We start from the raw sequence: 22489 nt of genomic DNA, 5'->3' as shown, positions 1-22489 counted from the left end.
ACGCGTCCACTGTGCGATATCTGAAACAACACACGAGTTGTTCAGTGCACAACTGAAAACCGCCACACCACACCACCACCCACACAAGGGTTTGGTGAGTGTGATGTGAGCGCCTCGTGAACCTGCGTTGTTTCGCAGAGTTACGGCGGCCATAGCGGAGGGGAAACGCCCGGTCCCATTCCGAACCCGGAAGCTAAGCCCTCCAGCGCCGATGGTACTGCACCCGACAGGGTGTGGGAGAGTAGGACACCGCCGAACACAACATCCCAGAAAGCCCCCCACCACACGGTGAGGGGCTTTCTGCATTTCCCGGTGCCTTCCACAACCTGGTGCACTCCACGACCTGGTGCACTCCACAATGCTGGACCCAATGACACATTGGGTTCGCTATACGGACCCGATGACGCATTGGGTCCGTCGGAAGATCGCGCCGGCTCAGGCGTCAGTTCGTCTCCACGCCCCTGTGCGCGGTATCTTCGACGCTGGTTACGAACACTTTTTCGGTCGCTGTGCGACCGATGATCGATGATGTGAAAGGAACTCAGGTGCCGGAAGACAACGGCCGAGGCCGTCCCTTCCGGGATTCGGCTCCACGTCAGAGCTCGCGCAACGACAGTCCGCGCGAGGGCGGTTCGCGCCAGGACAATCAGGGCGGACGAGGCCGATCCGGCGGAGGAGACCCGCGTCGTCGAGGCGGCGAAGGTGCCTCCGGCCCACGCCGGTCGGGCGGCCCGCGCGATCGGGACTCTCGTCCTCCCCGCCCTGTCGAGCCGGACCTGCCCGAGGATCTCGAAGCCAGTGAGCTCGATCCGGCGGTGCGGCGCGACCTGCTCAGTCTCGACAAGAACAATGCCACCGAGGTGGCCCGCCACATGGTGATGGTCGGTCGCCTCATCGCGGACGACCCGCGTGCAGCGTTGGCGCACGCGAGGGCTGCCCGTCAACGCGCCGGCCGTATCGCAGTCGTGCGCGAGACCGCCGGCATCGCGGCGTACCACGCAGGGGAGTGGGCGGAGGCGTTGTCCGAGCTCCGAGCCGCGCGGCGCATGGCGGGCGGACCAGGACTCCTTGCCGTCATGGCGGACTGCGAGCGCGGTCTCGGTCGGCCGGAACGTGCCATCGAGCTCGGTCGCAGTGACGAAGCTCGGATGTTGACCGGGGACGAGGCGTCGGAGTTGCGCATCGTGGTTGCCGGGGCACGCATGGACATGGGCCAGTACGACCAGGCTGTGGTGACGCTTCAGACGCCGGACCTCGAAGGAGACCGAACGGGGTCGGCGCCCGCGCGGCTGTACTACGCCTACGCGGACGCGCTCGTGGCTGCAGGGCGCGTCGACGACGGCGTTCAGTGGTTTCTGCGTTCCGCAGCGGCGGACGTCGACGGTGAAACCGACGCCGAGGACCGTGTCGACGAGTTGACCGGGCAGTGACCACGCTCGCCGATCAGTTCGATGCGCTGCTGTTCGACCTGGACGGAACTCTGTATCGCGGGGCCGACGTCGTGCCCGGTGCGGTCGACGTGCTCGCGCAGTGCGCCCCCTCGACCTGGTACGTCACCAACAACGCGAGTCGCACGCCGGCGGAGGTAGCGCACCACCTGTCCGACCTCGGTTTCGTGGCGTCCGAGGACACGGTGGTCACGAGTTCGCAGGCCGCGGCCCGCGTGCTGGCGGATCTCGTCGACCCCGGTTCCACCGTCCTCGTCGTGGGAACGGATGCCTTGGCCGCCGAAGTCGAGAAGGTGGGTCTGGTGCCCGTACGGTCAGCCGACCCGACGCCGGCCGCCGTGGTGCAGGGACACTCGCCGGCCACGGCGTGGCCCATCCTCGCCGAGGCGACCTACGCGCTACGTGCCGGCGCAGTATGGGTGGCGGCCAACACCGACACGACCCTTCCCAGCGAGCGGGGACTCGGGCCGGGTAACGGTGCGATGGTTGCTGCCGTGCGGGCCGCGACAGACCTCGAGCCGATCGTGGCGGGCAAGCCCGCCGAGCCTTTGATGCGGGACTCGCTGCAGCGCAGCGGTTCTCGGTCTCCTTTGGTGGTGGGCGATCGGCTCGACACCGACATCGAGGGCGCGAATGCGATCGACGTGCCGTCGCTGCTCGTGCTGACCGGAGTCAGCACTCCGCTCGACGTTCTTCGAGCCGTGCCGCAGCAACGCCCGACCTATCTGGCGTCCGAACTGGCTGCTCTGCTGCGTGATGCGGACGACTCCGTCGTGCGCCGGTCCGACGACTGGTCGGCAACGGTTACGGACGACACCCTCGTGGTGACGTACGACGGCGCAGGCGCCGCCACCGATGACATGCCCTTCGCTGCGCTGCGCGCGGTGGCTCCTCTCGCCTGGGAAGCGGGCCCGTTCACGCACGTATCGGGTGAGGGATCCGTTGCCTCCGCTGCCGTCGAGCAGTGGACGCGCTGAGCTTTCCACCGTTCGTGTCCCGCCGGACCGGTGTCGGCGCCATCGGCTAGCGTTGCCCGTGATGAGCGCACCCATTCCCCGACCGGGTGAGCACCTGCCCGGCCCGTCTCCGACCGTCGACCGCGATGCGGTGGTCGCCGAGGTCGACGGTCTCCTGTCGGAGGTCGACGATCTGTCCACGTCCGGATCCGATGTCGATCCGGACAGTGAGCATGCCTTGGCGTCCTTGCACCGACAGGCACGCATCCTCGAGCAGGCCCATCAAGTGCTGGTCGACGCGTTGGCCGCAGTGGACAAGAACTGACGTGGCACGCCGCGCTCGCGTCGACGCCGAACTCGTTCGTCGTGGTCTGGCCAGATCACGCGAGCACGCAACCGAACTGATCACGGACGGTCGCGTGCTGATCGCCGGCACCGTGGCAACCAAGCCTGCGACGGCCGTCGAGCCTGGAACCCCCTTGCGTGTCACCGAGGTCACCGACGAGGTGTCGTGGGCGTCGCGCGGTGCGCACAAACTCATCGGAGCGCTCGACGCGTTCGCACCCCGAGGCCTGGACGTCTCGGGGCGCCGCTGCCTCGATGCCGGTGCATCCACCGGGGGATTCACCGATGTGCTGCTGAGCCGCGGAGCGCGTGAGGTGGTGGCCGTCGACGTCGGATACGGCCAACTGGTGTGGCGATTGCAGTCGGACGACCGCGTGACCGTCGTCGATCGCACGAACGTCCGCAACATCGACGCCGAGACGATCGGCGGGGCCGTCGACCTCGTGGTGGCCGACCTGTCGTTCATTTCCCTCGGTCTCGTTCTCCCTGCCTTTGCCGCGTGCGTGGCAACCCGCGCCGATCTGGTGCCGATGGTGAAGCCGCAGTTCGAGGTCGGAAAGGACCGCGTGGGGTCGGGCGGCGTCGTGCGCGATCCTGCTCTGCGAGCCGAAGCGGTGGTCAAGGTCGCCGAGACGGCAGCAGCCGTCGGATTGACTACAGTTGCGGTTGCGCCGAGTCCGCTGCCCGGCCCGTCGGGAAACGTGGAGTATTTCCTGTGGCTCCGGACGGCAGCGGCGTTGGACAGCGACGAGACCATTGCACCGATCGCCGACTTGGTCGCGGCAGCCGTCGAGGAAGGACCGCAGTGACTTCTCAGCGCGACACGCCTGCGCGCGAGATCTTGTTGGTCGCCCATCCGGGCCGCCCCGATATCGCCGCCACCGCTCTGCGCGCAGCAAAGGTGTTTCACGAGGCGGGTATTCGTCTGCGCGTCCTCGTCGACGAGTACTACCGGTCCAAGCCGGACTCGAGCAGCGACATCGAGGATCTGACCGCGGCCGTCTCCGATGTCAACGTCGTGGAGTTCGACACCACCGCGGCCGCGGGATGCGAGATCGTTCTGGTGCTCGGCGGGGACGGGACGTTTCTCCGCGCTGCCGAGCTGGCTCGCTCGTCCTCCATTCCGGTTCTCGGAATCAACCTGGGCCGCATCGGATTTCTCGCCGAAGCCGAGGCGGACAACCTCGAAGACGTTCTCGCCCGCGTCGTTCGGCGCGACTATCGCATCGAACCTCGCATGACCTTGGACGTCACCGTCACCGTCGACGACGAGGTCGTCGAGCGAGGGTGGGCACTCAACGAGGCCAGCGTCCAGAACGCCACCCGGTTGGGTGTGCTCGACGTGGTGCTCGAGGTCGACGGCCGGCCGGTGTCGGCGTTCGGGTGCGACGGAGTCCTCCTGGCCACACCCACCGGGTCGACGGCGTACGCCTTTTCGGCGGGAGGGCCCGTGGTCTGGCCGGAACTCGAGGCGATACTGGTGATCCCCAGCAACGCACACGCATTGTTCGCGCGGCCGCTCGTGACCAGTCCCGAGTCACGGGTCGCGGTCGAAACCGCCTCGGACGGCCACGACGCCCTCGTGCTGTGCGACGGCCGCCGAACCATGGCGCTCCCTGCGGGCGCCCGCGTCGACGTGGTCCGCGGTGCGGAACCCATCAAGTGGGTTCGGCTCGACTCCGCGCCGTTCGCCGATCGTGTCGTGAACAAGTTCGCGCTCCCGGTCACCGGGTGGCGGGGAAGGACGACGTAGCCAACGTGCTCAGCGAGATACGCATAGACGGCCTCGGTGTCATCGCCGAGGCGAGTGCCCAGTTCTCGACCGGATTGACCGTTCTGACCGGCGAGACAGGTGCCGGCAAGACCATGGTGGTCACCAGCCTGCATCTGCTCTCCGGTGCGCGAGCCGACGCCGGCCGCGTGCGAATCGGGGCGGATCGCGCAGTCGTGGAAGGCCGGTTCACCACCGACGGAGTCACTCCCACGGTGGTGCGGGGGATCGACGAGTTGCTCGAGTCGACGGGTGCGCGGCGCGACGACGACGACAGCGTGATCGCCGTGCGTACCGTCGGCGGCGACGGGCGGTCGCGCGCGCACCTCGGCGGTCGCAGCGTGCCGGCCGGCGTCCTGGCCGAGTTCACGGGGTCGTTGCTCACGGTGCACGGCCAGAACGACCAGTTGCGATTGCAGCGCGCCGACGAGCAGCGTGCCGCGCTGGATCGGTTCGCGGGCGACACCGTCGGGACTCTGCTTGCTCGGTACCAGAAGCACCGCGCCGAATGGGTCGCCGCGCGAACCGAACTGCGTGAGCGCACCGAGAAGAGTCGCGAACTGGCGCGCGAGGCCGATCAGTTGACCTTCGCTCTGCAGGAGATCGACGCGGTCGCCCCGGCCCCGCAAGAGGACGTCGAGATTGCGGCAAGTGTTCGTCGCCTGAGCGACCTCGACTCGCTGCGCGAGAGCGCCGTCGGCGCACAGGCGGCCCTCACCGGCGGTGACGATCCCACTGACGGTCCATCCGTCATGGCGCTTCTGGGTGAGGCTCGAGACCGCCTGCAGTCCTCCGACGACGCCGCGCTGTCCGATCTCGCGCCGAGGCTCGCCGAGGCGATCGCGGTGGTGACCGACGTCGGCGCCGATCTGTCGTCGTATCTTTCCGACCTGCCGTCGGATCCCGAGTCCCTGGACTCGCTCCTGACGCGACAGGCCGAGCTCAAGAACCTGACGCGCAAATATGCTGCGGACGTCGACGGCGTGTTGGCATGGGCCGATGAGGCTCGTGAACGACTCACGCGCCTCGATGTCTCGTCGGACGCTCTCGCGGAGTTGTCGGCGCGAGTGGACGCGTCCGCGGCCGAGACCGTCGCGGTCGCTCGGAAATTGAGCGCGGCGCGGAGCAAAGCTGCGGTCAAACTCTCGAAGGCGGTGAGCGTCGAGCTCGCCGGGCTGGCCATGGGCAAGGCCGCCCTCGAGGTGGCGGTGCGTCCGCGCGATGCGGCGCCCGGCGACGTGGCGGCGCTGAACGTCGACGGCCGTAGTCTCCACGCAGGCTCGTCCGGAACCGACGAGGTCGAGTTCAGGCTGTCCGCACACAGCGGGGCGCAGTCTCTGCCCCTGAACAAGAGCGCGTCCGGCGGCGAGCTCTCGCGCGTGATGCTGGCGCTCGAAGTGGTACTGGCGCAGTCGGATTCGGGCGCCACGATGGTCTTCGACGAGGTCGATGCCGGCGTCGGTGGCCGAGCCGCAGTCGAGATCGGTAAGCGTCTGGCCCGTCTGGCGCGGACCCATCAGGTCATCGTGGTGACCCACCTGCCGCAGGTTGCGGCATTCGCCGACACCCACCTGGTCGTCGACAAGACCGACGGCAAGAAGGGTGCGAACAGTGGCGTCCGCACCTTGTCCGATTCCGATCGTGTGGTCGAGCTGGCCCGCATGCTTGCCGGTCTCGACGACACGGAGACCGGGCGCGCGCACGCGGAGGAATTGCTGCAGACGGCGAGCCTCGAGAGGGAGCGAACAGCCTGATGAGGCGAGCCCGGTCTCTGTGACTGGTGTGAACGATGTGGTAATTGGTACGGCGCGCCTCCACAAAGCCGGGGTACGGCCGGGTCATCATCGTTCCCATGAAGATGCCGGCCCTGCTCTCGCGTAGTCATGACTCGTTGCCCGGAGTGAGCGGTATCGCTCGGGTGGATCGCAGTACGGCGAAGTTGCTTCGCCGCGTCGGCCCGGGTGATGTCGTGGTCCTCGACGAAATCGATCTCGATCGCATCACCGCCGACGCGTTGGTCACCGCCGGCGTGCTCGCGGTCGTCAACGCATCACCGTCCATCTCCGGCCGGTACCCCAACCTCGGGCCGGAGGTGTTGGTCGCGAACGGGATCCTGCTCATCGACAACGCCGGGTCCGAGGTGTTCAAGAAGGTCAAGGACGGATCCAAGATCCGCCTCGACGACGGTGGCGTCTACGCCGGCGAACGCCGACTGGCCAAGGGCATCGAACAGACCGAGGCCGACATCTCGGATCGGATGATCGAAGCCAAGAGTGGTCTCATCGATCACCTGGAAGCGTTCTCCGGCAACACGATCGAATTCATTCGCACCGAGAGCCCGCTCCTCATCGACGGAGTCGGCGTTCCCGACGTGGACGTGGACTTCACGGGTCGTCACGTCGTCGTGGTCGCCGAAGGTCAGGACCACATCGTCGACCTGAAGAACCTCAAGCCGTTCATCAAGGAGTACTCACCGATCCTCGTCGGTGTCGGGGCGGGTGCGGACACCCTCGCCGACGCCGGATACCGGCCCGACCTGATCGTCGGAGATCCGGAGGACGTGAGTACCCGAACCCTGAAGTCGGGCGCCGAAGTGGTGCTCCCGGCGGACCCCGACGGACACGCCAAAGGCCTCGAACGCATCCAGGACCTCGGTATCGGCGCCATGACGTTCCCCGCGAGCGGAACTCCGTCCGATCTCGCTCTCCTGCTGGCCGACCATCACGGCGCATCCCTGATCGTCACCGTGGGCTGCGCCGCGTCGCTCGACGAATTCTTCGACGCCAGCAAGCGTTCGAGTACCCCGTCGACGTTCATGACGCGGCTCAAGGTCGGCCCGAAACTGGTCGACGCCAAGGCGATGGCCACCCTGTACCGCAGCCGGGTGTCCGGCGGCGCCGTGGCGCTGCTGGTGTTGGCTGCGTTGATTGCGGTCATCGCCGCGCTGATCGTCACCAACGGCGGCGGCGCGACGTTGGATTGGGCGATCGCCACGTGGAACAGCTTTGCGGAGTGGGTCCAGGGGCTGCTCGCGTGATTTCCATGCGCCAGCACGCAATATCGCTCGCCGCAGTATTTCTCGCCCTCGCAGTCGGAGTGGTCCTCGGCTCGGGATTGTTGTCGGGGAGCGTCCTGTCGGGGTTGCGCGACGACAAATCGGACCTGCAGAACCAGCTGAACTCGGTGCAGGACACCAACAACGCACTCGGCGAAAAGCTCAATGCCGCAGACGGTTTCGATGCAGCCGTCGCCGGCCGTGTGGTGGCCAACTCGCTGACCGGGCGGACCGTGCTCGTCGTGACGACACCGGACGCGGACCCGGGCGATCTGGACGCCGTGAACCGCATCATCACCGACGCCGGCGGATCCGTCACGGGCCGTGTCGGACTGACCGACTCGTTCGTCTCCGCATCGAGCGGTGACGATCTGCGTACCCGTCTGACCAACGTCGTTCCCGCCGGTATTCAGCTGCGTACGGGCGCCGTCGATCAGGGAAGTCTCGCCGGTGACCTGCTCGGGTCGGTCCTGTTGCTGAACCCGCAGACCGCCGAGCCGCAGTCCACCCCGGAGGAGATGGGCCTGGCGCTCGACACGTTGCGCAGCGGCGGCTTCATCACCTACGACGACAATGCCGTGCAGCCCGCCCAACTCGCCGTGGTGCTGACCGGCAACGCCGAATCCGACGCGGAGGACGGCAACCGCGGTGCGATCGTCGCCCGCTTCGCCGGAGCCTTCGACGGGCGCGGAGCCGGTACCGTGCTGGCCGGTCGAACGGGAGCGGCGGAGGGCAGCGGCCCGATTGCCGTCGTCCGATCGGACGCAGGGCTGTCGTCCGGACTGAGCACGGTGGACGACGTGGACCGCCAGTCGGGCCGCATCACCGTCGCGCTCGCCCTCGCCGAGCAATTGAACGGCGCCTCGGGTCGGTACGGGACGGGTCCGAACGCCACGGCAGTCACGGTCGGGGCACCTCCCACCTGACGGGCCGAAAGGTGTTACCGTGAAATCCCGTGGGTCGGCCAGGTTCCGAACCACTCGACATGTCGGTCTTCGGGTCGGCGTCGGGTCGCAGTCGTCACGGGAGTTCCTTTGCCACTGTCACGCATTCATACGCGGACTGACATCAAACACATCTTCGTCAGCGGCGGCGTCGCGTCGTCTCTAGGCAAGGGGCTCACTGCCTCGAGCCTGGGGCAGCTGCTGACCGCACGCGGCCTCCGCGTCACCATGCAGAAGCTCGATCCCTACCTCAACGTCGATCCCGGAACCATGAACCCGTTCCAGCACGGCGAGGTCTTCGTGACCGAGGACGGTGCCGAGACCGACCTCGACGTCGGCCACTACGAGCGCTTCCTCGATCGCGACCTGTCGGGGCACGCGAACGTGACGACGGGTCAGGTGTACTCGACCGTCATCGCCAAGGAGCGGCGCGGCGAGTACCTCGGCGACACCGTGCAGGTGATTCCGCACATCACGGACGAGATCAAGAACCGCATTCTCGCCATGCGCGGCCCGGACCTGCAGGGCCAGAGCCCCGACGTGGTCATCACCGAGATCGGTGGCACGGTCGGCGACATCGAGTCGCAGCCCTTCGTCGAAGCTGCCCGCCAGATCAGGCACGACGTGGGCCGGGAGAACGTCTTCTTCCTGCACGTGTCGCTGGTTCCGTATCTGGCGCCCTCGGGCGAGCTCAAGACCAAACCCACGCAGCACTCGGTGGCGATGCTGCGCAGCATCGGCATCCAGCCCGACGCGCTCATCCTGCGCTGTGATCGCGACGTCCCCCCGGCCCTGAAGAGCAAGATCGCGCTGATGTGCGACGTCGACGTCGACGGCTGCATCTCGACGCCCGACGCACCCTCGATCTACGACATTCCGAAGGTTCTCCACAAGGAGGGCCTCGACGCGTACGTCGTCCGCAAGCTGGGCCTGCCGTTCCGCGACGTCGACTGGACCGTGTGGGGAAACCTGCTCGAGCGCGTACATCAGCCCCGGGAAACGGTGCGAATCGCACTGGTCGGCAAGTACGTCGATCTGCCCGACGCGTACCTGTCCGTCACCGAAGCCCTGCGGGCCGGCGGATTCGCTCACCGCGCGAAGGTCGAGGTCGTCTGGGTTCAGTCCGACGACTGCCAGACCGACGCGGGCGCGGCCGCGGCACTCGGCGACGTGGACGCGGTGCTCATTCCCGGTGGATTCGGAATCCGCGGGATCGAAGGCAAGCTCGGTGCCATCCGCTACGCGCGCACCTGCAAGGTGCCCATCCTGGGGCTGTGCCTCGGACTGCAGTGCATGGTGATCGAGGCCGCTCGCTCGGTCGGCGTGACCGACGCCAACTCCGCCGAATTCGATCCGGAGACAACGCATCCGGTCATCTCCACGATGGCCGATCAGGAGCAGGCCGTCGCAGGCGAAGCCGACCTGGGAGGCACCATGCGTCTCGGGGCCTACCCGGCGACGCTCACCAAGGGGTCCGTCGTGGCGCAGGCGTACGGGTCCGAGTCGGTGTCCGAGCGGCACCGGCACCGCTACGAGGTCAACAACGCGTACCGGGACAAGGTCTCCGAAAGCGGCCTCGTCTTCAGCGGCACGTCGCCGGACGGACATCTGGTCGAGTTCGTCGAGTTGCCCGCGTCGATGCATCCGTTCTTCGTTGCGACGCAGGCACATCCGGAACTCAAGTCTCGGCCTACGCGTCCGCATCCCTTGTTCGCGGCGTTGATCGGAGCTGCGCTGAAGTACAAGGCGGCCGAGCGCCTCGAAGTGGACGTGCACGGCGACGAGATCGAGATCGAGGGCGCCGCGTCCGAGAGCGTCGGTTCGTGACGGCCGATCGTCACGAGTTCGACACCGTCGACTCACGATTGGCCTACCAGGGTGCGATCCTGGCGCTCCGGCTGGACACCGTGCGGATGCCCGGTGGACGCGAAGCCGAACGCGAGGTTGTCGAGCACTACGGCGCGGTTGCGGTGGTGGCCGTCGACAGCGAGCAGCGCATCGTCCTGATCGAGCAGTACCGCCATCCGCTGGGAAGGCGGCTCCTCGAATTGCCGGCGGGCCTGCTGGACGAGGCAGGCGAGGACTATGCCGCGGCGGCCCAACGTGAACTGGGGGAGGAGACCGGGCTACGCGCCGACACGTGGTCGCTATTGGTGGACGTGGCGGCGTCGCCCGGTTTCACCGACGAGACCGTGCGCCTGTTCCTCGCCGAGGGGCTGACCGAGATCGACCGACCGGACCCCGTCGACGAGGAAGCCGACATTCGCATCGTCCGCCTCGAGCTGTCGGAGGCGGTGGCGCGTGTGTTCTCGGGTGAGATCGTCAACGCGTCCGCCGTCGCAGGCATTCTGGCGCTGGCGGCGCTCCGCTCGTCCCCCGACGTGACGTTGCGTCCCACCTCGGCGCCGTGGCAGGACGTCCCGACGGCGTTCGAGCGGCGAAAGTCGGGGAACGATCAGGGTTCGAGTGGCGGGTGAGGCTCCGGAGGTCGATCGGGTGGGCGACGTCATCGGCGCCTACCTCGATCATCTGACGGTCGAACGCGGATCGGCGCGCAACACGATCACGTCGTACCGGCGCGATTTGACTCGATACCACCACTACTTGCGCGAGATCGACAAGGCGGACCTCGGCGACGTCACCGAGAACGACGTGGCGGAGTTCGTTTCCGCGCTGCGACTCGGTGACGACGAATTTCCGCCCCTCGCTGCCAGTTCCGCCGCGCGGACGCTGATCGCCGTCCGAGGACTGCATCGTTTCGCGGTCTCGGAGGGTCTGGTCGCACGCGACGTCGCAGCGGGAGTGAAGCCGCCCGCTCCGGGTCGGCGGCTGCCCAAATCGTTGACGGTCGACGACGTGTTCGCGCTTCTGGACGCGGCCGGCGGCGACAGCGCCGACACACCGCGCGGGCTGCGCGACCGCGCGCTTCTGGAACTGCTCTACTCCACCGGAGCGCGCATCTCGGAGGCGGTGGGCCTGGACGTCGACGACATCGACACCGAGTCCAGGTCGGTCCTGCTGCGGGGTAAAGGCGGCAAGGACCGGGTGGTGCCGGTGGGCCGACCGGCCATCGACGCCGTCGACGCGTACCTCGTGCGCGGCCGACCGGCGCTGATCGCCCGGGGAACCCCCGCGCTGATGCTCAACGCGCGCGGTGGGCGCCTGTCGCGGCAGAGTGCCTGGCAGGTGCTGCGCAACGCGGCGGAGCGGGCCGGTATCGCGTCGAGCGTGTCACCGCACACCCTGCGGCACTCGTTCGCAACACACCTGCTCGACGGCGGAGCGGACGTGCGGGTGGTGCAGGAACTTCTGGGGCACGCGTCCGTCACCACGACGCAGATCTACACCCTGGTCACGGTCACCACCCTGCGCGAGGTGTGGGCCGAAGCGCATCCGCGCGCCAGATAGCGTGTCCGAACCGGAATGCACCCTCTGCGGCGGGTAGCGTTTCGCAGAACCGGAGAAGCAGCAAACCGACGAGGGAGGGAGCGCGGGTCGTGGTGTCACCACAGCCGCCGACGGCGCGGCCCGAGGGCCCGTTCGCGGGCGAGCACGACAGAGCGCACGACGAAGGTGCGTTGTTCCGCACCCGTCAGCCCGAACCCGAGCCTGCTGCTCCCGCACCTCATCCCGAGGGCGCCGGGCCCACCGGCCGAGTTCCACGGTCCATCCCCGAACCCGCGCCGCTGACGTCCCACGGCCCCGCGGTCGTCATCGCGATGTGCAATCAGAAGGGCGGCGTCGGAAAGACGACGTCGACGATCAACCTGGGTGCGTCGCTCGCCGAGTTCGGCAGGCGCGTACTACTCGTGGACCTCGACCCACAGGGCGCGCTGTCCGCGGGTCTCGGTGTGCCGCATCACGATCTGGACCTGACCGTGCACAACCTCCTCGTCGAACCGCGGGTGTCCGTGGACGACGTGTTGATGCGCACCAGGGTCGAGAACCTGGACCTGCTTCCCTCGAACATCGACCTGTCCGCAGCGGAGATCCAGCTGGTCACCGAGGTCGGGCGTGAGCAGACCCTGGGCCGCGTCTTGCACCCGATCCTCGACCGGTACGACTACGTCCTGATCGACTGCCAACCGTCCCTCGGCCTGCTCACGGTGAACGCGTTGGCGTGCGCGGACGAAGTGCTGATCCCGATGGAGTGCGAGTACTTCAGCCTCCGCGGTCTGGCTCTGCTGAACGACACCGTGGACAAGGTGCGCGATCGGCTCAATCCGCGGCTGACGCTGTCCGGGATCGTGGTGACGATGTTCGACGCACGAACCCTGCACTCGCGGGAGGTGATGAACCGCGTCGTCGAGGTGTTCGGCGACGTCGTCTTCGACACCGTCATCACCCGCACGGTTCGTTTCCCCGAGACGTCGGTGGCCGGTGAGCCCATCACCACCTGGGCGCCGAAATCGGCGGGCGCCGAGGCGTACCGAGCGCTCGCGCGTGAAGTGATCCATCGCGACTCGCCCGTCGCATGACGGCGGCGACCGTCGCACCGGTAGACAAGCCCACCGGGTTCCAGGTTCGGCTGCAGAACTTCGAAGGACCGTTCGACCTTCTCCTGAGCCTGATCAACTCGCATCGACTCGACGTCACCGAAGTGGCCCTGCACGTCGTCACCGACGACTTCATCGCCTACACCCGCGACCTGGGCCCGGAACTCGGCCTCGACCAGACCACCGAGTTCCTCGTCGTTGCGGCCACCCTGCTCGACCTGAAAGCGGCGCGTCTGCTGCCGGCGGGTGATGTCGAGGACGCCGAGGACCTGGCGTTGCTCGAAGTACGCGACCTCCTCTTCGCTCGCCTTCTGCAGTACCGGGCCTACAAGCAGGTCGCGCAGCTGTTCGGCGAACTCGAAGGTGCGGCATTGCGCCGCTACCCGCGGTCGGTGTCGCTCGAAGATCAGTACGCGGATCTGTTGCCGGAGGTGCTGCTCGGGGTGAACCCGCAGCGGTTCGCCGAGATCGCAGCGGCAGCGTTTCAGCCTCGAACAATGCCGACGGTGGGCCTCGATCACCTACATGTGTCGAAGGTCTCGGTGCCCGAACATGCGGCCGCCGTGCTCGACCTTCTGCGCGCAGCCGGCGAGGGCGAATGGACGTCGTTCGGTGACCTCGTGGCCGGGTGCGGTGTAACCGTCGAGATCGTCGCGCGGTTCCTCGCGCTCCTCGAGCTCTACCGCGAACGCGCGATCGTCTTCGACCAGCCCGACGCACTGGGCGAGCTGAAGGTGAGCTGGACCGGTGAACACCCGGACGTTGCGGGGCTCGCCGAGGTGGAGGACTACGGATGACCGAGCCGGACCGCCTCGAGCTGGACGAACCTGCGGGGGAGCTGGACGGCCCTGCGGGGGAGCTCGACGACCGGGAGCTGCGCTCCGCGCTCGAAGCGGTGCTGCTCGTCGTCGACTCACCGGCCCCCGTGGCCCTGTTGTCGTCGACGCTCGGGACGGACGCCACCCGCATCGACGCGGCGTTGCGGGAGATGTCGAACGACCTCACGCAGCGGGGGAGCGGCATCGACCTCAGGTACGCCGGAGACGGCTGGCGTTTCTACACCCGCACCGACTACGCGCCCTACGTGGAGAAGCTTCTCCTCGACGGTGCGCGGTCCAAACTGACCCGCGCCGCTTTGGAAACCTTGGCTGTCATCGCCTATCGTCAACCGGTTACCCGTGCACGAGTGAGTGCTGTGCGCGGCGTGAATGTCGACGGCGTGATGCGCACCCTGCTGGCGCGGGGTCTCATCGCCGAGTCCGGTACGGATGCGGATTCGGCGGCGACGCAGTACGTCACCACCGAAATGTTTCTGGAGCGTCTGGGGTTGGCATCGTTGGCCGATCTTCCCGAGCTTGCGCCGCTGTTACCGGGCGTGGACATGATCGACGACATCAGCGAGAGCCTCGACACCGACCCACGGGTCCTGCGCGCGAACGCTGCACCGAAGAACGACCGGGGCCCGGCGATCGGGCCCGACACCGAAGACGATTGACAAGAGAGAAAAAGTGAAAAACCCCGCTCGCCGTGATGGCACACCGGACCGAAGCAAGAGAACCCAACCGCGCCGCGGAGCGCCAGGCACCAGCGCAGCGCCCGGTGCGTCCGCACGCACCGGAGAGTCCAAGCGCGCTGCGAAGCCGTTGCCCAAGAAGCCCCGCGCCGCGCGGGGTGCAGGTTCGGGTGCGGGTGCGGGTGCGGACACCGTCAATCCGCGCGAGGTCAACCCGACCATTCCGCGCAAGGCGCCCACGAAGAATCCCAAGCCGACCCGCAAGCACGTGGCCGCTCCGACCATCAGCAACGCCAAGCCCGCTCGGCACCAGAACACCGACTCAGGCCCCCGCAAGCACGTTCCCGCCGGCGAAGGGGTGCGGCTGCAGAAGGTGCTGGCTCAGGCCGGCGTCGCATCGCGCCGGGCTGCCGAAGAACTGATCGATCAGGGTCGTGTCGAGGTCGACGGACGCATCGTGCGCGAGCAGGGCGTGCGCATCGATCCGGGTACCGCCGTCGTCCGGGTGGACGGCACCCGTGTGCTGGTGCAGGCCGACCTGGTCCACATCGCGCTCAACAAGCCGCGCGGATGGCAGTCGACGATGTCCGACGACCTCGGTCGTCCCTGCATCGGCGACATCGTCGCCGAGCGTGTCCAGGCGGGTCAGCGGCTTTTCCACGTCGGGCGCCTCGACGCCGACACCGAAGGCCTGATCCTGCTGACGAACGACGGCGATCTGGCTCACCGGCTGATGCACCCGTCGTTCGAGGTCTCCAAGACATACATGGCCACGGTCAACGGCGTCATGGAACGCGGCGTCGGCAAGCAGCTCAAGGCCGGAGTCGAACTCGACGACGGCCCGGCCAAGGTCGACTCGTTCACCCTGCTCGATGCGGGTGAGGGCAAAACCCTGGTGAAAGTTGTTCTCCACGAAGGACGTAAGCACATCGTGCGTCGCCTCTTCGATGCCGTCGGACACCCCGTGATTCGGTTGGTGCGCACCGACATCGGAATCGTCGCCCTCGGCGACCAGCGTCCGGGCACCCTTCGGGTCCTGGGCCGCGGCGAGGTCAGCAGCCTGTACACGGCGGTGGGGCTGTGAGCGACTTCCCCACCGGCCGAGGGTCGGGCCTGGTCATCGCGATGGACGGTCCGTCCGGAACGGGCAAGTCCACGGTGTCCCGGCGGTTGGCGTCGGCGCTCGGTGCGTCGTACCTCGACACCGGTGCGATGTATCGGGCGGCCACGGTGTGGGTGCTCGACAACGGCATCGACCCCGACGACGTCGACGCGGTGAGCGCCGGCATGAGCGACCTCGACCTGGAGGTCGGCACCGACCCCGAGCGCGAGAGCGTGCGTGTGGCCGGAGTCGACGTCACCGGACCGATTCGGGGTGCCGCGGTGACCGCCGCGGTGTCCGCGGTGTCGGCCGTTCCCGCCGTCCGCGACAAGCTGGTCGCCATGCAGCGCGAGCTCGCCGCGTCGGCAGAGCGGATCGTGGTGGAGGGTCGCGACATCGGAACGGTCGTGTTGACCGACGCGGACGTCAAGATCTTCCTCACCGCATCGGCGGAGACACGGGCCCGTAGACGCAACGAACAGAACATCACCGAGGGACGCGGCGACGACTTCGCCGCCGTCCTCGCCGACGTGGAGCGACGCGACAGAGCGGATTCGACGCGCACCCTCTCGCCCCTGCGGCCGGCCGAGGATTCGGTGCCCGTCGACACCAGCGAGCTGAGCATGGACGAAGTCATCGACACGCTCCTGACGCTGGTTCACGAACGAACTGGAGTACGACAATGACCGACGACAGCAGCTTCCTCACCACCGAGACCTTCGCCGGCGACGGTACGTGGAGCGAGGAATCCGACTGGGACGGAATCGATTTCGAGGGCGAGGACGGCGACGAGGAATTCGTCGCGGTGCCGACGCTTGCCGTGGTGGGGCGTCCGAACGTGGGCAAGTCGACACTCGTCAACCGCATCATCGGCCGCCGCGAAGCCGTCGTCGAGGACGTGCCGGGTGTGACCCGCGACCGCGTCTCCTACGAGGCGAACTGGAGTGGCCGCCGCTTCATGGTGCAGGACACCGGAGGCTGGGAGCCCGACGCCAAGGGTCTGCAGCAGTCCGTGGCGCGACAGGCCGAACAGGCCATGGGGACCGCCGACGCGATCCTGTTGGTCGTCGACGCCGTGGTCGGGGCCACCGCGACGGACGAGGCCGCTGCCCGCGTTCTGCGGCGGTCGAAGACGCCGGTCATCCTCGTGGCCAACAAGGTCGACGACGAACGCACCGAATCCGAGGCGGCCGCGCTGTGGTCACTCGGGCTCGGTGAACCGCGCGCTGTCAGCGCCACCCACGGGCGTGGCACGGGCGACCTGCTCGACGACGTTCTCGCCGTGTTGCCGGAGACTCCGCGCGAAGGCACCGGGACGACGGGTCCCCGCCGTGTCGCCCTGGTGGGCAAGCCGAACGTGGGCAAGTCGTCGCTGCTGAACAAGCTGACCGGCGACGAACGGTCCGTCGTGCACGACGTGGCCGGCACGACGGTCGACCCCGTCGACTCGTTGGTGGAGCTCGGCGGCAAGGTGTGGCGATTCGTCGACACCGCCGGGCTGCGCAAGCGTGTCTCGCACGCCAGCGGCGCGGAGTTCTACGCGTCGCTGCGGACCAAGGGTGCGATCGATGCGGCCGAGGTGGCGATTCTGCTTATCGACGCATCCGAGGTGATCTCCGAGCAGGACCTTCGGGTGCTGTCGATGGTGGCGGAGGCAGGACGTGCGTTGGTGATCGCGTTCAACAAGTGGGACCTCGTCGACGAGGACCGCCGCGGGCAGCTCGAGCGCGAGATCGACCGCGACCTCATGCGCGTTCCGTGGGCGCAGCGAGTCAACGTCTCGGCCAAGACGGGGCGAGCGGTGCAGAAGTTGGTTCCCGCTCTCGAGACCTCACTGGCGTCGTGGGACAAGCGAATTCCGACGGGCCGGCTCAATACGTGGCTAAAAGAAGTCGTGGCGGCGACGCCACCGCCCATGCGTGGCGGGCGACTGCCGCGCATCATGTTCGCGACGCAGGCGACGACTCGGCCGCCGACCTTCGTGTTGTTCACCACCGGGTTCCTCGAGGCCGGATACCGCCGCTTCATCGAGCGGCGACTGCGCGAGGAGTTCAACTTCGACGGCAGCCCCGTGCGGATCTCGGTGCGTATCCGGGAAAAGCGCGATCGGAATCGCAAGTGACCAGCGATTGGCTTCTCGACTCGACGCTGGGGTAATCTTTTCCCAGCGTCCTTCGGGGCGCGGCGGGCTGTGGCGCAGCTTGGTAGCGCACCTGACTGGGGGTCAGGTGGTCGCAGGTTCAAATCCTGTCAGCCCGACCACGAGGAATCACCTCGACCATTGTCCAACAGGGATACTGGTCGGGGTGATTTTTTCGACGGATCGCTAAAGTGTGTCGGGTGGCAGCCATCCGCAGCTCCGCCGTTGTGGTCGACGGCCTCCGTTCCCCGGTGATCGAGGCTGGTGACCCACGTGGGCGTGAAGCGGTCGTCTTCGTTCACGGGAGTCCGGGAGCGTGTGGAGAATTTGCGACGCTGGTTGCCGAGACGGGTGATTTCACTCGCGCGATCGCCCCCGACATGCCCGGTTTCGGTGGAGCAGACAAACCCCGCCCGCGCGATTTCATCTACGACGTGCCGAACATCGGCGTGCACCTGTCCAAGCAGCTCGACGCACTGGGCGTCGAACGGGCGCACTTCGTCGGCCACGACTTCGGAGGGGCCTGGGCGACATTCGCGGCGCTCTACGATCCGAGCCGTGTCGCGTCGTTGTCGCTCATCAACTCCGGCATCATGCGCGGTATGCGGTGGCACGCGGTGGCGCGGCTCTACCGCACGCCGATTGCCGGCGAGGCCTTCATGATGATCGCCAACAAGTGGGGCTTCGCGCGCTCGTTGCGAGCTCTGCCGACCGCCGAACTCGACGTGATGTGGCGCAACTTCGATCGCCGCACCCGCTCAGCAGTCCTCGCGCTCTACCGCGCGACCGAGATGGAGACGCAGAGCTGGCAATTGCCGCAGATGCGTCTCGTCGCCGCGGAGTGGCCGTCGATAGTGATTTTCGGCGCCGACGACCAATTCCTCCCCGTGAAGTTCGCTGGTCGTAACCGCGAGTCGATTCCGAACGCCACCGTCCATCTCATCGACGACGCAGGGCACTGGCCGCACCTCGAGGCGCCGGAACGCGTCAGCGCGTTGTTGATCCCGTTTCTTCGGAACCAGATCATCGTTGCACCGACGCCCACCTAGGAACGCTCTCCGGACCACAGCTCCGCGAAACCGATGGGGCGCTGCAGAATTCGCTCGGCTGCACGGTGTCCCGACCGCATGGCTGCGGTGACCGTCGACGGATCCTCGGTCCACGTGGCCTCGCCCGCGAGATGCAGCACGTCCTGCACCGGAGTGGACAGTGCGTCGTGGTCGGCGGGTGTCGAGCCCACGGACGGGTAGGAATAGGAGCCACGCGAGAACGGGTCGTCCTGCCAGCGCGTGACGTCAACGCGGTCCGGCGGTACGACGGCGTCTCCGTACAGTTCGCGGAGCGCGCTCAGGACGGAATCGCCGATCCGAGCGTCGGACCAACTCCTGGTCGCTCGGGCGCAGGGACCGGCTGCGAACGTCAGGAGGGTGGGCGACCCACCTTCCGCGCTCACGTCGTACCAGGAATGCCACCACCGGCCGGCATCACCCTGACGACGAAGGGCGTACACGCCGTCGTCCCAGAACTTGACGGGGAACCGGAGGAACACCTTCTCGAACGCGTTCATCTCGAGACGATCGAGGGCGCGCGCCATGGGATCCGGAAGCGCCGGTTCGATGACGAAATCCGGGGACTTCAGTACTCCGATCGGGACGGTGACGACGATCCGCGACGCATCGAAGACGCCCCGATCGGTCTCGACGGTGCCGCCGGTCGTCGACCACGAGATCCGCGTCGCCCGATGCTCCAGGCGTACGTCGAGTCCTTCGGCGAGATGCGCGGCGAGTTCGTCGTACCCGTCCGGAAACACCACCTCGTCGCCGGAGATCGCGTCGTCGTCGAGGCCGTGTGCGTCGAGGTCGTCGATGCACACACCCAGTTGTTCCTCGGTTCGGTGCTGCATGTACTCCCGCACACGGGCTCGCCGGCTCTCGTCCCAATCGCAGTGCGACAGAGCGGTTTCGACGCAGTCGGCGTACGACGTTCCGAGCTCGGAATCGGCGACGACTTCGGCCAGAATCCGGTCGACGGTGTGGACGTCCGACGCGAACTCACGGGCGTCGTCGTCGCCCAGTCGAGCGCCCGTCGGCGAGAAGTAGACGATCGGCCTACCGTCCGGCTGAAAGCTGCCGACCGTGAATTCCGTGGTGCGCAGTCCGAATGCATCGGCTGCGTCGGCCAATGGATTGTCGTCGATTCCGTGTATCCACGACGCGCCGTAATCGAGCACGTCACCGCCCCGGCGTACCGAGTGCAGGCGACCGCCCACCCGGTCGCGTGCCTCGAGAACGATCACGCGCCGGCCGGCTCCGGCCAGAAGGCGTGCCGCTGTCAGACCGGCGACACCGGCACCGATCACGATGGTGTCGACGTCCGTCACGCTGACGAACGCTAGCCGATGCGGCCGTAGAACAGTGCGATGTCGTGGTCCCACTGGCGATCGCGCTGCTCGTCGAAGCGACGACGCACGGCCATCCGGGCAGCGACGTAGACGGCGACCGTCAACGCGAGTAGTACGAATCCCGCGACGGTTGCCATCACACCCGCGCTTGCCGGGGCGGGTCGCTGGGAGACGGGTGCGCCGGTGGAATCGACGGTCAGCGGGACCTTCGATCCGGCCGGAGTGTTGGCCGGGACGGTGATCGTCCCCGTGCGCTCCACGCCGTTCCACGTCCAGCGAGCGGCCACGGTGGTCGAACCGTACGAACCGATGGCCGTCGAGCTGGGCGTCGCAGCACGGGTGGCTGCATCGGTCTGCGCGGTGACCCGACTGACGACAGGCGCCGGCGCGGATGTCGCGCTCGACTGACTGCCCATCCAGATCGACCCCCACACCACGGCGAGGGTTCCGACCACCACCGCGGTCAGAGTGAGGGCGCGCAGAACGCGCGCTTCGACGATGTCGACCCGTCGTGTGAGTGGTGGTTCCGCGCGCATGATCCCTATTCGAAACCACGACGTTTCAGGATGCTCGCCTGTGCGTCCCGAATTGCGCGAACCGAGTAACCTCCTTCGGGGTGGTCGGGTACTTGGGGTTGTCGAGGAGGTACACGGGTGCGCACCGACGACCACCGGCGCAGTGAATCCGCTCGCGAATACCTCGATTTCTCCGCCGTGACGCCCGCCCTGGAAGCAACGGTCGAAGTGACGGCCAAGTTGATGAACTTCCCGATCGCTCTCGTCAACATCATCGACGAGGACGACCAGTTCACCCTGGTCTCCTACCGCGCGGACGGCCTGCAGGGTTCGGTGGTGCCTCGCTCGCGCTCGGTCTGCTCGGTGGCGATCGAGACCGGACTCCCACTCGTCGTGGCCGACCCTCGCAGCTCCGATCCGGCCATCGTCGAGATGGCCGCGCGGATGGACGCCGCGTCCTACGGTGCGTACGTGTCGGTGCCGCTCACCGGGCGTGAGTCGCTGCCGATCGGAACTCTGTGCGTGTTGGACACCGTGCCGCGCGAGGCCGCCGCCGACGACTACGAGCTTCTGCGTCAGCTGGCCGTGGTCGTGGAGGAGCAGTTGGACGCCCAGAGGCGCCGCGACCGCATGCCCGTGGAGGCGGCGAGCGTGGGCGAACTGAAAGCGGCACTCGAATGCGGTGCGATCGTCCCGTGGTACGAGCCCATCGTCGACCTCGCCTCCGGTCGTGTGGTGGGAATGGAGGCGCTGGCTCGGTGGCACCACCCCGAGCGAGGGGTGCTGCGTCCGGGCGACTTCATCGCGCAGATCGAGGACAGTCACCTCATCGTCGACCTCGACCTCGCGATCCTGGAGAACAGTGTTGCCGACTTCGCGTCGTGGTTGCACCTGGATCCCGATCTACGGTTGTCGGTCAACGTGTCCGGGGTTCACTTCGGCCACGAGGACAGCGTCGGTCGCATCGCGGCGGTGGCCGAGGCTGCGGGCGTCGATCCACGTCGTGTAATACTCGAGATCACCGAAACCGCAATGGCCACAACGAACTCCAAGGTCGAGGCGAAGTTCGTGGCGGAGCTGCGCGAGCACGGCTTCGTGGTCGTGCTGGACGATCTCGGGGGCGGGTGGGCGCCGATGGACAGGTTGCTCAGCGTGCGCGTCGACGGGTTCAAGATCGACCGATCCATCACCCTCGCATTCGGAACCACAGTGGGAGAGGCCCTCGTCCGGGCGATGGCGGGTTTCGCCGCTGATCTGTCGATGATGCTCGTGATCGAGGGCATCGAATCCAGCGAACAGGCCGCTGTTGCCGCACGGTGGGGGTGCACGTGGGGGCAGGGGCATTACTGGTCGCCGGCCGTACCCGCGATCGCAGTGCCTGCCATGGTGGCCGCGCTCGACAGACTCGTCGTGTCGTAGGCGAGAGAGCTACTCGCCCAACCACAGACGCTTGCGGCAGACGGTCAGCATGTCGGCCACCACCGCGGGATCCATTCCGTTCTGCGTGGGGCCCTTCAGCAGTTTCTGCAGGCGACCGAAGAATTCGCCGGAGGACAGGCCGAACTCGACGAAGATGCTCTCCGCCGCGCCGCCTCCGAACGGGTACCACCGCTGACCGAAATCGATCAGCGCTGCGTCGTCGGCGAGCGACGACGGTTCCGAACCGGAAGCGGTCGGCTCGAAGTCGGATGGGATCAGCAAGGGGTCCGGTCGTGACACGCAGTCAAGTATCACCGGTATCGATGCCGATGAGGCGTTCCCCGGTAAACGCCCGATGAACTGGGGTAACGACTTCGTACCGAC

The 22489-nt window shown here is 67.4% G+C and carries 22 protein-coding genes, 1 tRNA gene and 1 rRNA gene; 21 read left to right on the top strand and 3 right to left on the bottom strand.

Features of this window, described 5'->3' with window-relative positions; genetic code table 11:
• Positions 1-141: 141 nt before the first annotated feature.
• From rrf to AC59JP_RS06540, 20 genes are all read left to right on the top strand, one after another.
• A 5S ribosomal RNA gene (gene rrf / locus AC59JP_RS06635) occupies positions 142-258 on the top strand.
• Between the two features lie 260 nt (positions 259-518).
• A complete protein-coding gene (locus AC59JP_RS06630; protein ID WP_497324817.1) occupies positions 519-1430 on the top strand; it encodes a tetratricopeptide repeat protein in 912 nt (303 codons plus the stop codon).
• The gene (locus AC59JP_RS06625; protein ID WP_497324816.1) at positions 1427-2425 is read left to right on the top strand and encodes an HAD-IIA family hydrolase; all 999 of its coding nucleotides are present in this window, start codon (positions 1427-1429) and stop codon (positions 2423-2425) included. The genes AC59JP_RS06630 and AC59JP_RS06625 overlap by 4 nt, the downstream gene beginning before the upstream one ends.
• A gap of 61 nt (positions 2426-2486) precedes the next feature.
• Entirely contained in the window at positions 2487-2729 is a 243-nt protein-coding gene (locus AC59JP_RS06620) for a hypothetical protein (protein WP_497324815.1), read from the top strand.
• Position 2730: 1 nt separating this feature from the next.
• The gene (locus AC59JP_RS06615) at positions 2731-3558 is read left to right on the top strand and encodes a TlyA family RNA methyltransferase (RefSeq protein ID WP_497324814.1); all 828 of its coding nucleotides are present in this window, start codon (positions 2731-2733) and stop codon (positions 3556-3558) included.
• Complete coding sequence (locus AC59JP_RS06610; RefSeq protein WP_497324813.1) at positions 3555-4502, top strand: NAD kinase; 948 nt, start codon at positions 3555-3557, stop codon at positions 4500-4502. Before AC59JP_RS06615 ends, AC59JP_RS06610 begins: the two co-directional genes overlap by 4 nt.
• 5 nt (positions 4503-4507) lie before the next feature.
• Positions 4508-6274, top strand: coding sequence for a DNA repair protein RecN (recN, locus tag AC59JP_RS06605; RefSeq protein WP_497324901.1), 1767 nt, complete (start codon positions 4508-4510; stop codon positions 6272-6274).
• A gap of 98 nt (positions 6275-6372) precedes the next feature.
• The gene (gene steA / locus AC59JP_RS06600) at positions 6373-7557 is read left to right on the top strand and encodes a putative cytokinetic ring protein SteA (protein WP_497324812.1); all 1185 of its coding nucleotides are present in this window, start codon (positions 6373-6375) and stop codon (positions 7555-7557) included.
• Positions 7554-8501, top strand: coding sequence for a copper transporter (locus AC59JP_RS06595; protein WP_497324810.1), 948 nt, complete (start codon positions 7554-7556; stop codon positions 8499-8501). Before steA ends, AC59JP_RS06595 begins: the two co-directional genes overlap by 4 nt.
• Before the next feature lie 108 nt (positions 8502-8609).
• Positions 8610-10346 (top strand): CTP synthase, encoded by a 1737-nt coding sequence (gene pyrG / locus AC59JP_RS06590; RefSeq protein ID WP_497324808.1) that lies wholly within the window; start codon positions 8610-8612, stop codon positions 10344-10346.
• Positions 10343-10996 carry an NUDIX domain-containing protein gene (locus AC59JP_RS06585; protein ID WP_497324807.1) on the top strand — a complete coding sequence of 218 codons (654 nt, stop codon included), beginning with the start codon at positions 10343-10345 and terminating at the stop codon, positions 10994-10996. Before pyrG ends, AC59JP_RS06585 begins: the two co-directional genes overlap by 4 nt.
• The gene (gene xerD / locus AC59JP_RS06580) at positions 10986-11927 is read left to right on the top strand and encodes a site-specific tyrosine recombinase XerD (RefSeq protein ID WP_497324806.1); all 942 of its coding nucleotides are present in this window, start codon (positions 10986-10988) and stop codon (positions 11925-11927) included. Before AC59JP_RS06585 ends, xerD begins: the two co-directional genes overlap by 11 nt.
• 89 nt (positions 11928-12016) lie before the next feature.
• Positions 12017-12997 carry a ParA family protein gene (locus AC59JP_RS06575; protein WP_497324805.1) on the top strand — a complete coding sequence of 327 codons (981 nt, stop codon included), beginning with the start codon at positions 12017-12019 and terminating at the stop codon, positions 12995-12997.
• Entirely contained in the window at positions 12994-13812 is an 819-nt protein-coding gene (locus AC59JP_RS06570) for a segregation and condensation protein A (protein ID WP_497324804.1), read from the top strand. The genes AC59JP_RS06575 and AC59JP_RS06570 overlap by 4 nt, the downstream gene beginning before the upstream one ends.
• Positions 13809-14510 (top strand): SMC-Scp complex subunit ScpB, encoded by a 702-nt coding sequence (scpB, locus tag AC59JP_RS06565; protein ID WP_497324803.1) that lies wholly within the window; start codon positions 13809-13811, stop codon positions 14508-14510. Before AC59JP_RS06570 ends, scpB begins: the two co-directional genes overlap by 4 nt.
• Before the next feature lie 13 nt (positions 14511-14523).
• Positions 14524-15612 carry a pseudouridine synthase gene (locus tag AC59JP_RS06560; RefSeq protein WP_497324802.1) on the top strand — a complete coding sequence of 363 codons (1089 nt, stop codon included), beginning with the start codon at positions 14524-14526 and terminating at the stop codon, positions 15610-15612.
• Between the two features lie 41 nt (positions 15613-15653).
• Complete coding sequence (gene cmk, locus AC59JP_RS06555; protein ID WP_497324900.1) at positions 15654-16316, top strand: (d)CMP kinase; 663 nt, start codon at positions 15654-15656, stop codon at positions 16314-16316.
• Positions 16313-17752, top strand: coding sequence for a ribosome biogenesis GTPase Der (gene der, locus AC59JP_RS06550; protein ID WP_497324801.1), 1440 nt, complete (start codon positions 16313-16315; stop codon positions 17750-17752). The genes cmk and der overlap by 4 nt, the downstream gene beginning before the upstream one ends.
• Before the next feature lie 63 nt (positions 17753-17815).
• A tRNA-Pro gene (locus AC59JP_RS06545) sits at positions 17816-17892 on the top strand.
• A 78-nt stretch (positions 17893-17970) separates the two neighbouring features.
• Complete coding sequence (locus tag AC59JP_RS06540; protein ID WP_497324800.1) at positions 17971-18819, top strand: alpha/beta fold hydrolase; 849 nt, start codon at positions 17971-17973, stop codon at positions 18817-18819.
• On the opposite strand, the gene AC59JP_RS06535 is transcribed toward AC59JP_RS06540, so the two are convergent.
• Complete coding sequence (locus tag AC59JP_RS06535; protein ID WP_497324799.1) at positions 18816-20150, bottom strand: flavin monoamine oxidase family protein; 1335 nt, start codon at positions 20148-20150, stop codon at positions 18816-18818. The genes AC59JP_RS06540 and AC59JP_RS06535 overlap by 4 nt on opposite strands.
• Before the next feature lie 11 nt (positions 20151-20161).
• A complete protein-coding gene (locus tag AC59JP_RS06530) occupies positions 20162-20707 on the bottom strand; it encodes an Rv1733c family protein (RefSeq protein WP_497324798.1) in 546 nt (181 codons plus the stop codon).
• Positions 20708-20824: 117 nt separating this feature from the next.
• On the opposite strand from AC59JP_RS06530, the gene AC59JP_RS06525 reads away from it, so the two are divergent.
• Positions 20825-22105: a sensor domain-containing phosphodiesterase gene (locus AC59JP_RS06525; RefSeq protein WP_497324797.1), complete on the top strand. Its 1281-nt coding sequence runs from the start codon at positions 20825-20827 to the stop codon at positions 22103-22105.
• Between the two features lie 9 nt (positions 22106-22114).
• Here the strand turns inward: AC59JP_RS06525 and AC59JP_RS06520 are convergent, their stop codons facing one another.
• On the bottom strand, positions 22115-22405 hold the full coding sequence (locus tag AC59JP_RS06520) for a DUF3263 domain-containing protein (protein WP_497324796.1): 291 nt from the start codon (positions 22403-22405) through the stop codon (positions 22115-22117).
• Between the last annotated feature and the right edge of the window lie 84 nt (positions 22406-22489).

The organism is Rhodococcus sp. 320_ES, assembly GCF_059691855.1.
The sequence above is the reverse complement of the archived record's forward strand: the minus strand, read 5'-3'. Positions and strand labels throughout refer to the sequence as shown.

Excerpts from the sequence above, each read along its gene's own strand:
- AC59JP_RS06630 (WP_497324817.1), top strand. The coding sequence starts at position 519 with ATGATCGATGATGTGAAAGGAACTCAGGTGCCGGAAGACAACGGCCGA.
- AC59JP_RS06620 (WP_497324815.1), top strand. The coding sequence starts at position 2,487 with ATGAGCGCACCCATTCCCCGACCGGGTGAGCACCTGCCCGGCCCGTCT.
- AC59JP_RS06530 (WP_497324798.1), bottom strand. The coding sequence starts at position 20,707 with ATGCGCGCGGAACCACCACTCACACGACGGGTCGACATCGTCGAAGCG.
- AC59JP_RS06570 (WP_497324804.1), top strand. The coding sequence starts at position 12,994 with ATGACGGCGGCGACCGTCGCACCGGTAGACAAGCCCACCGGGTTCCAG.
- der (WP_497324801.1), top strand. The coding sequence starts at position 16,313 with ATGACCGACGACAGCAGCTTCCTCACCACCGAGACCTTCGCCGGCGAC.
- steA (WP_497324812.1), top strand. The coding sequence starts at position 6,373 with ATGAAGATGCCGGCCCTGCTCTCGCGTAGTCATGACTCGTTGCCCGGA.
- scpB (WP_497324803.1), top strand. The coding sequence starts at position 13,809 with ATGACCGAGCCGGACCGCCTCGAGCTGGACGAACCTGCGGGGGAGCTG.
- cmk (WP_497324900.1), top strand. The coding sequence starts at position 15,654 with ATGGACGGTCCGTCCGGAACGGGCAAGTCCACGGTGTCCCGGCGGTTG.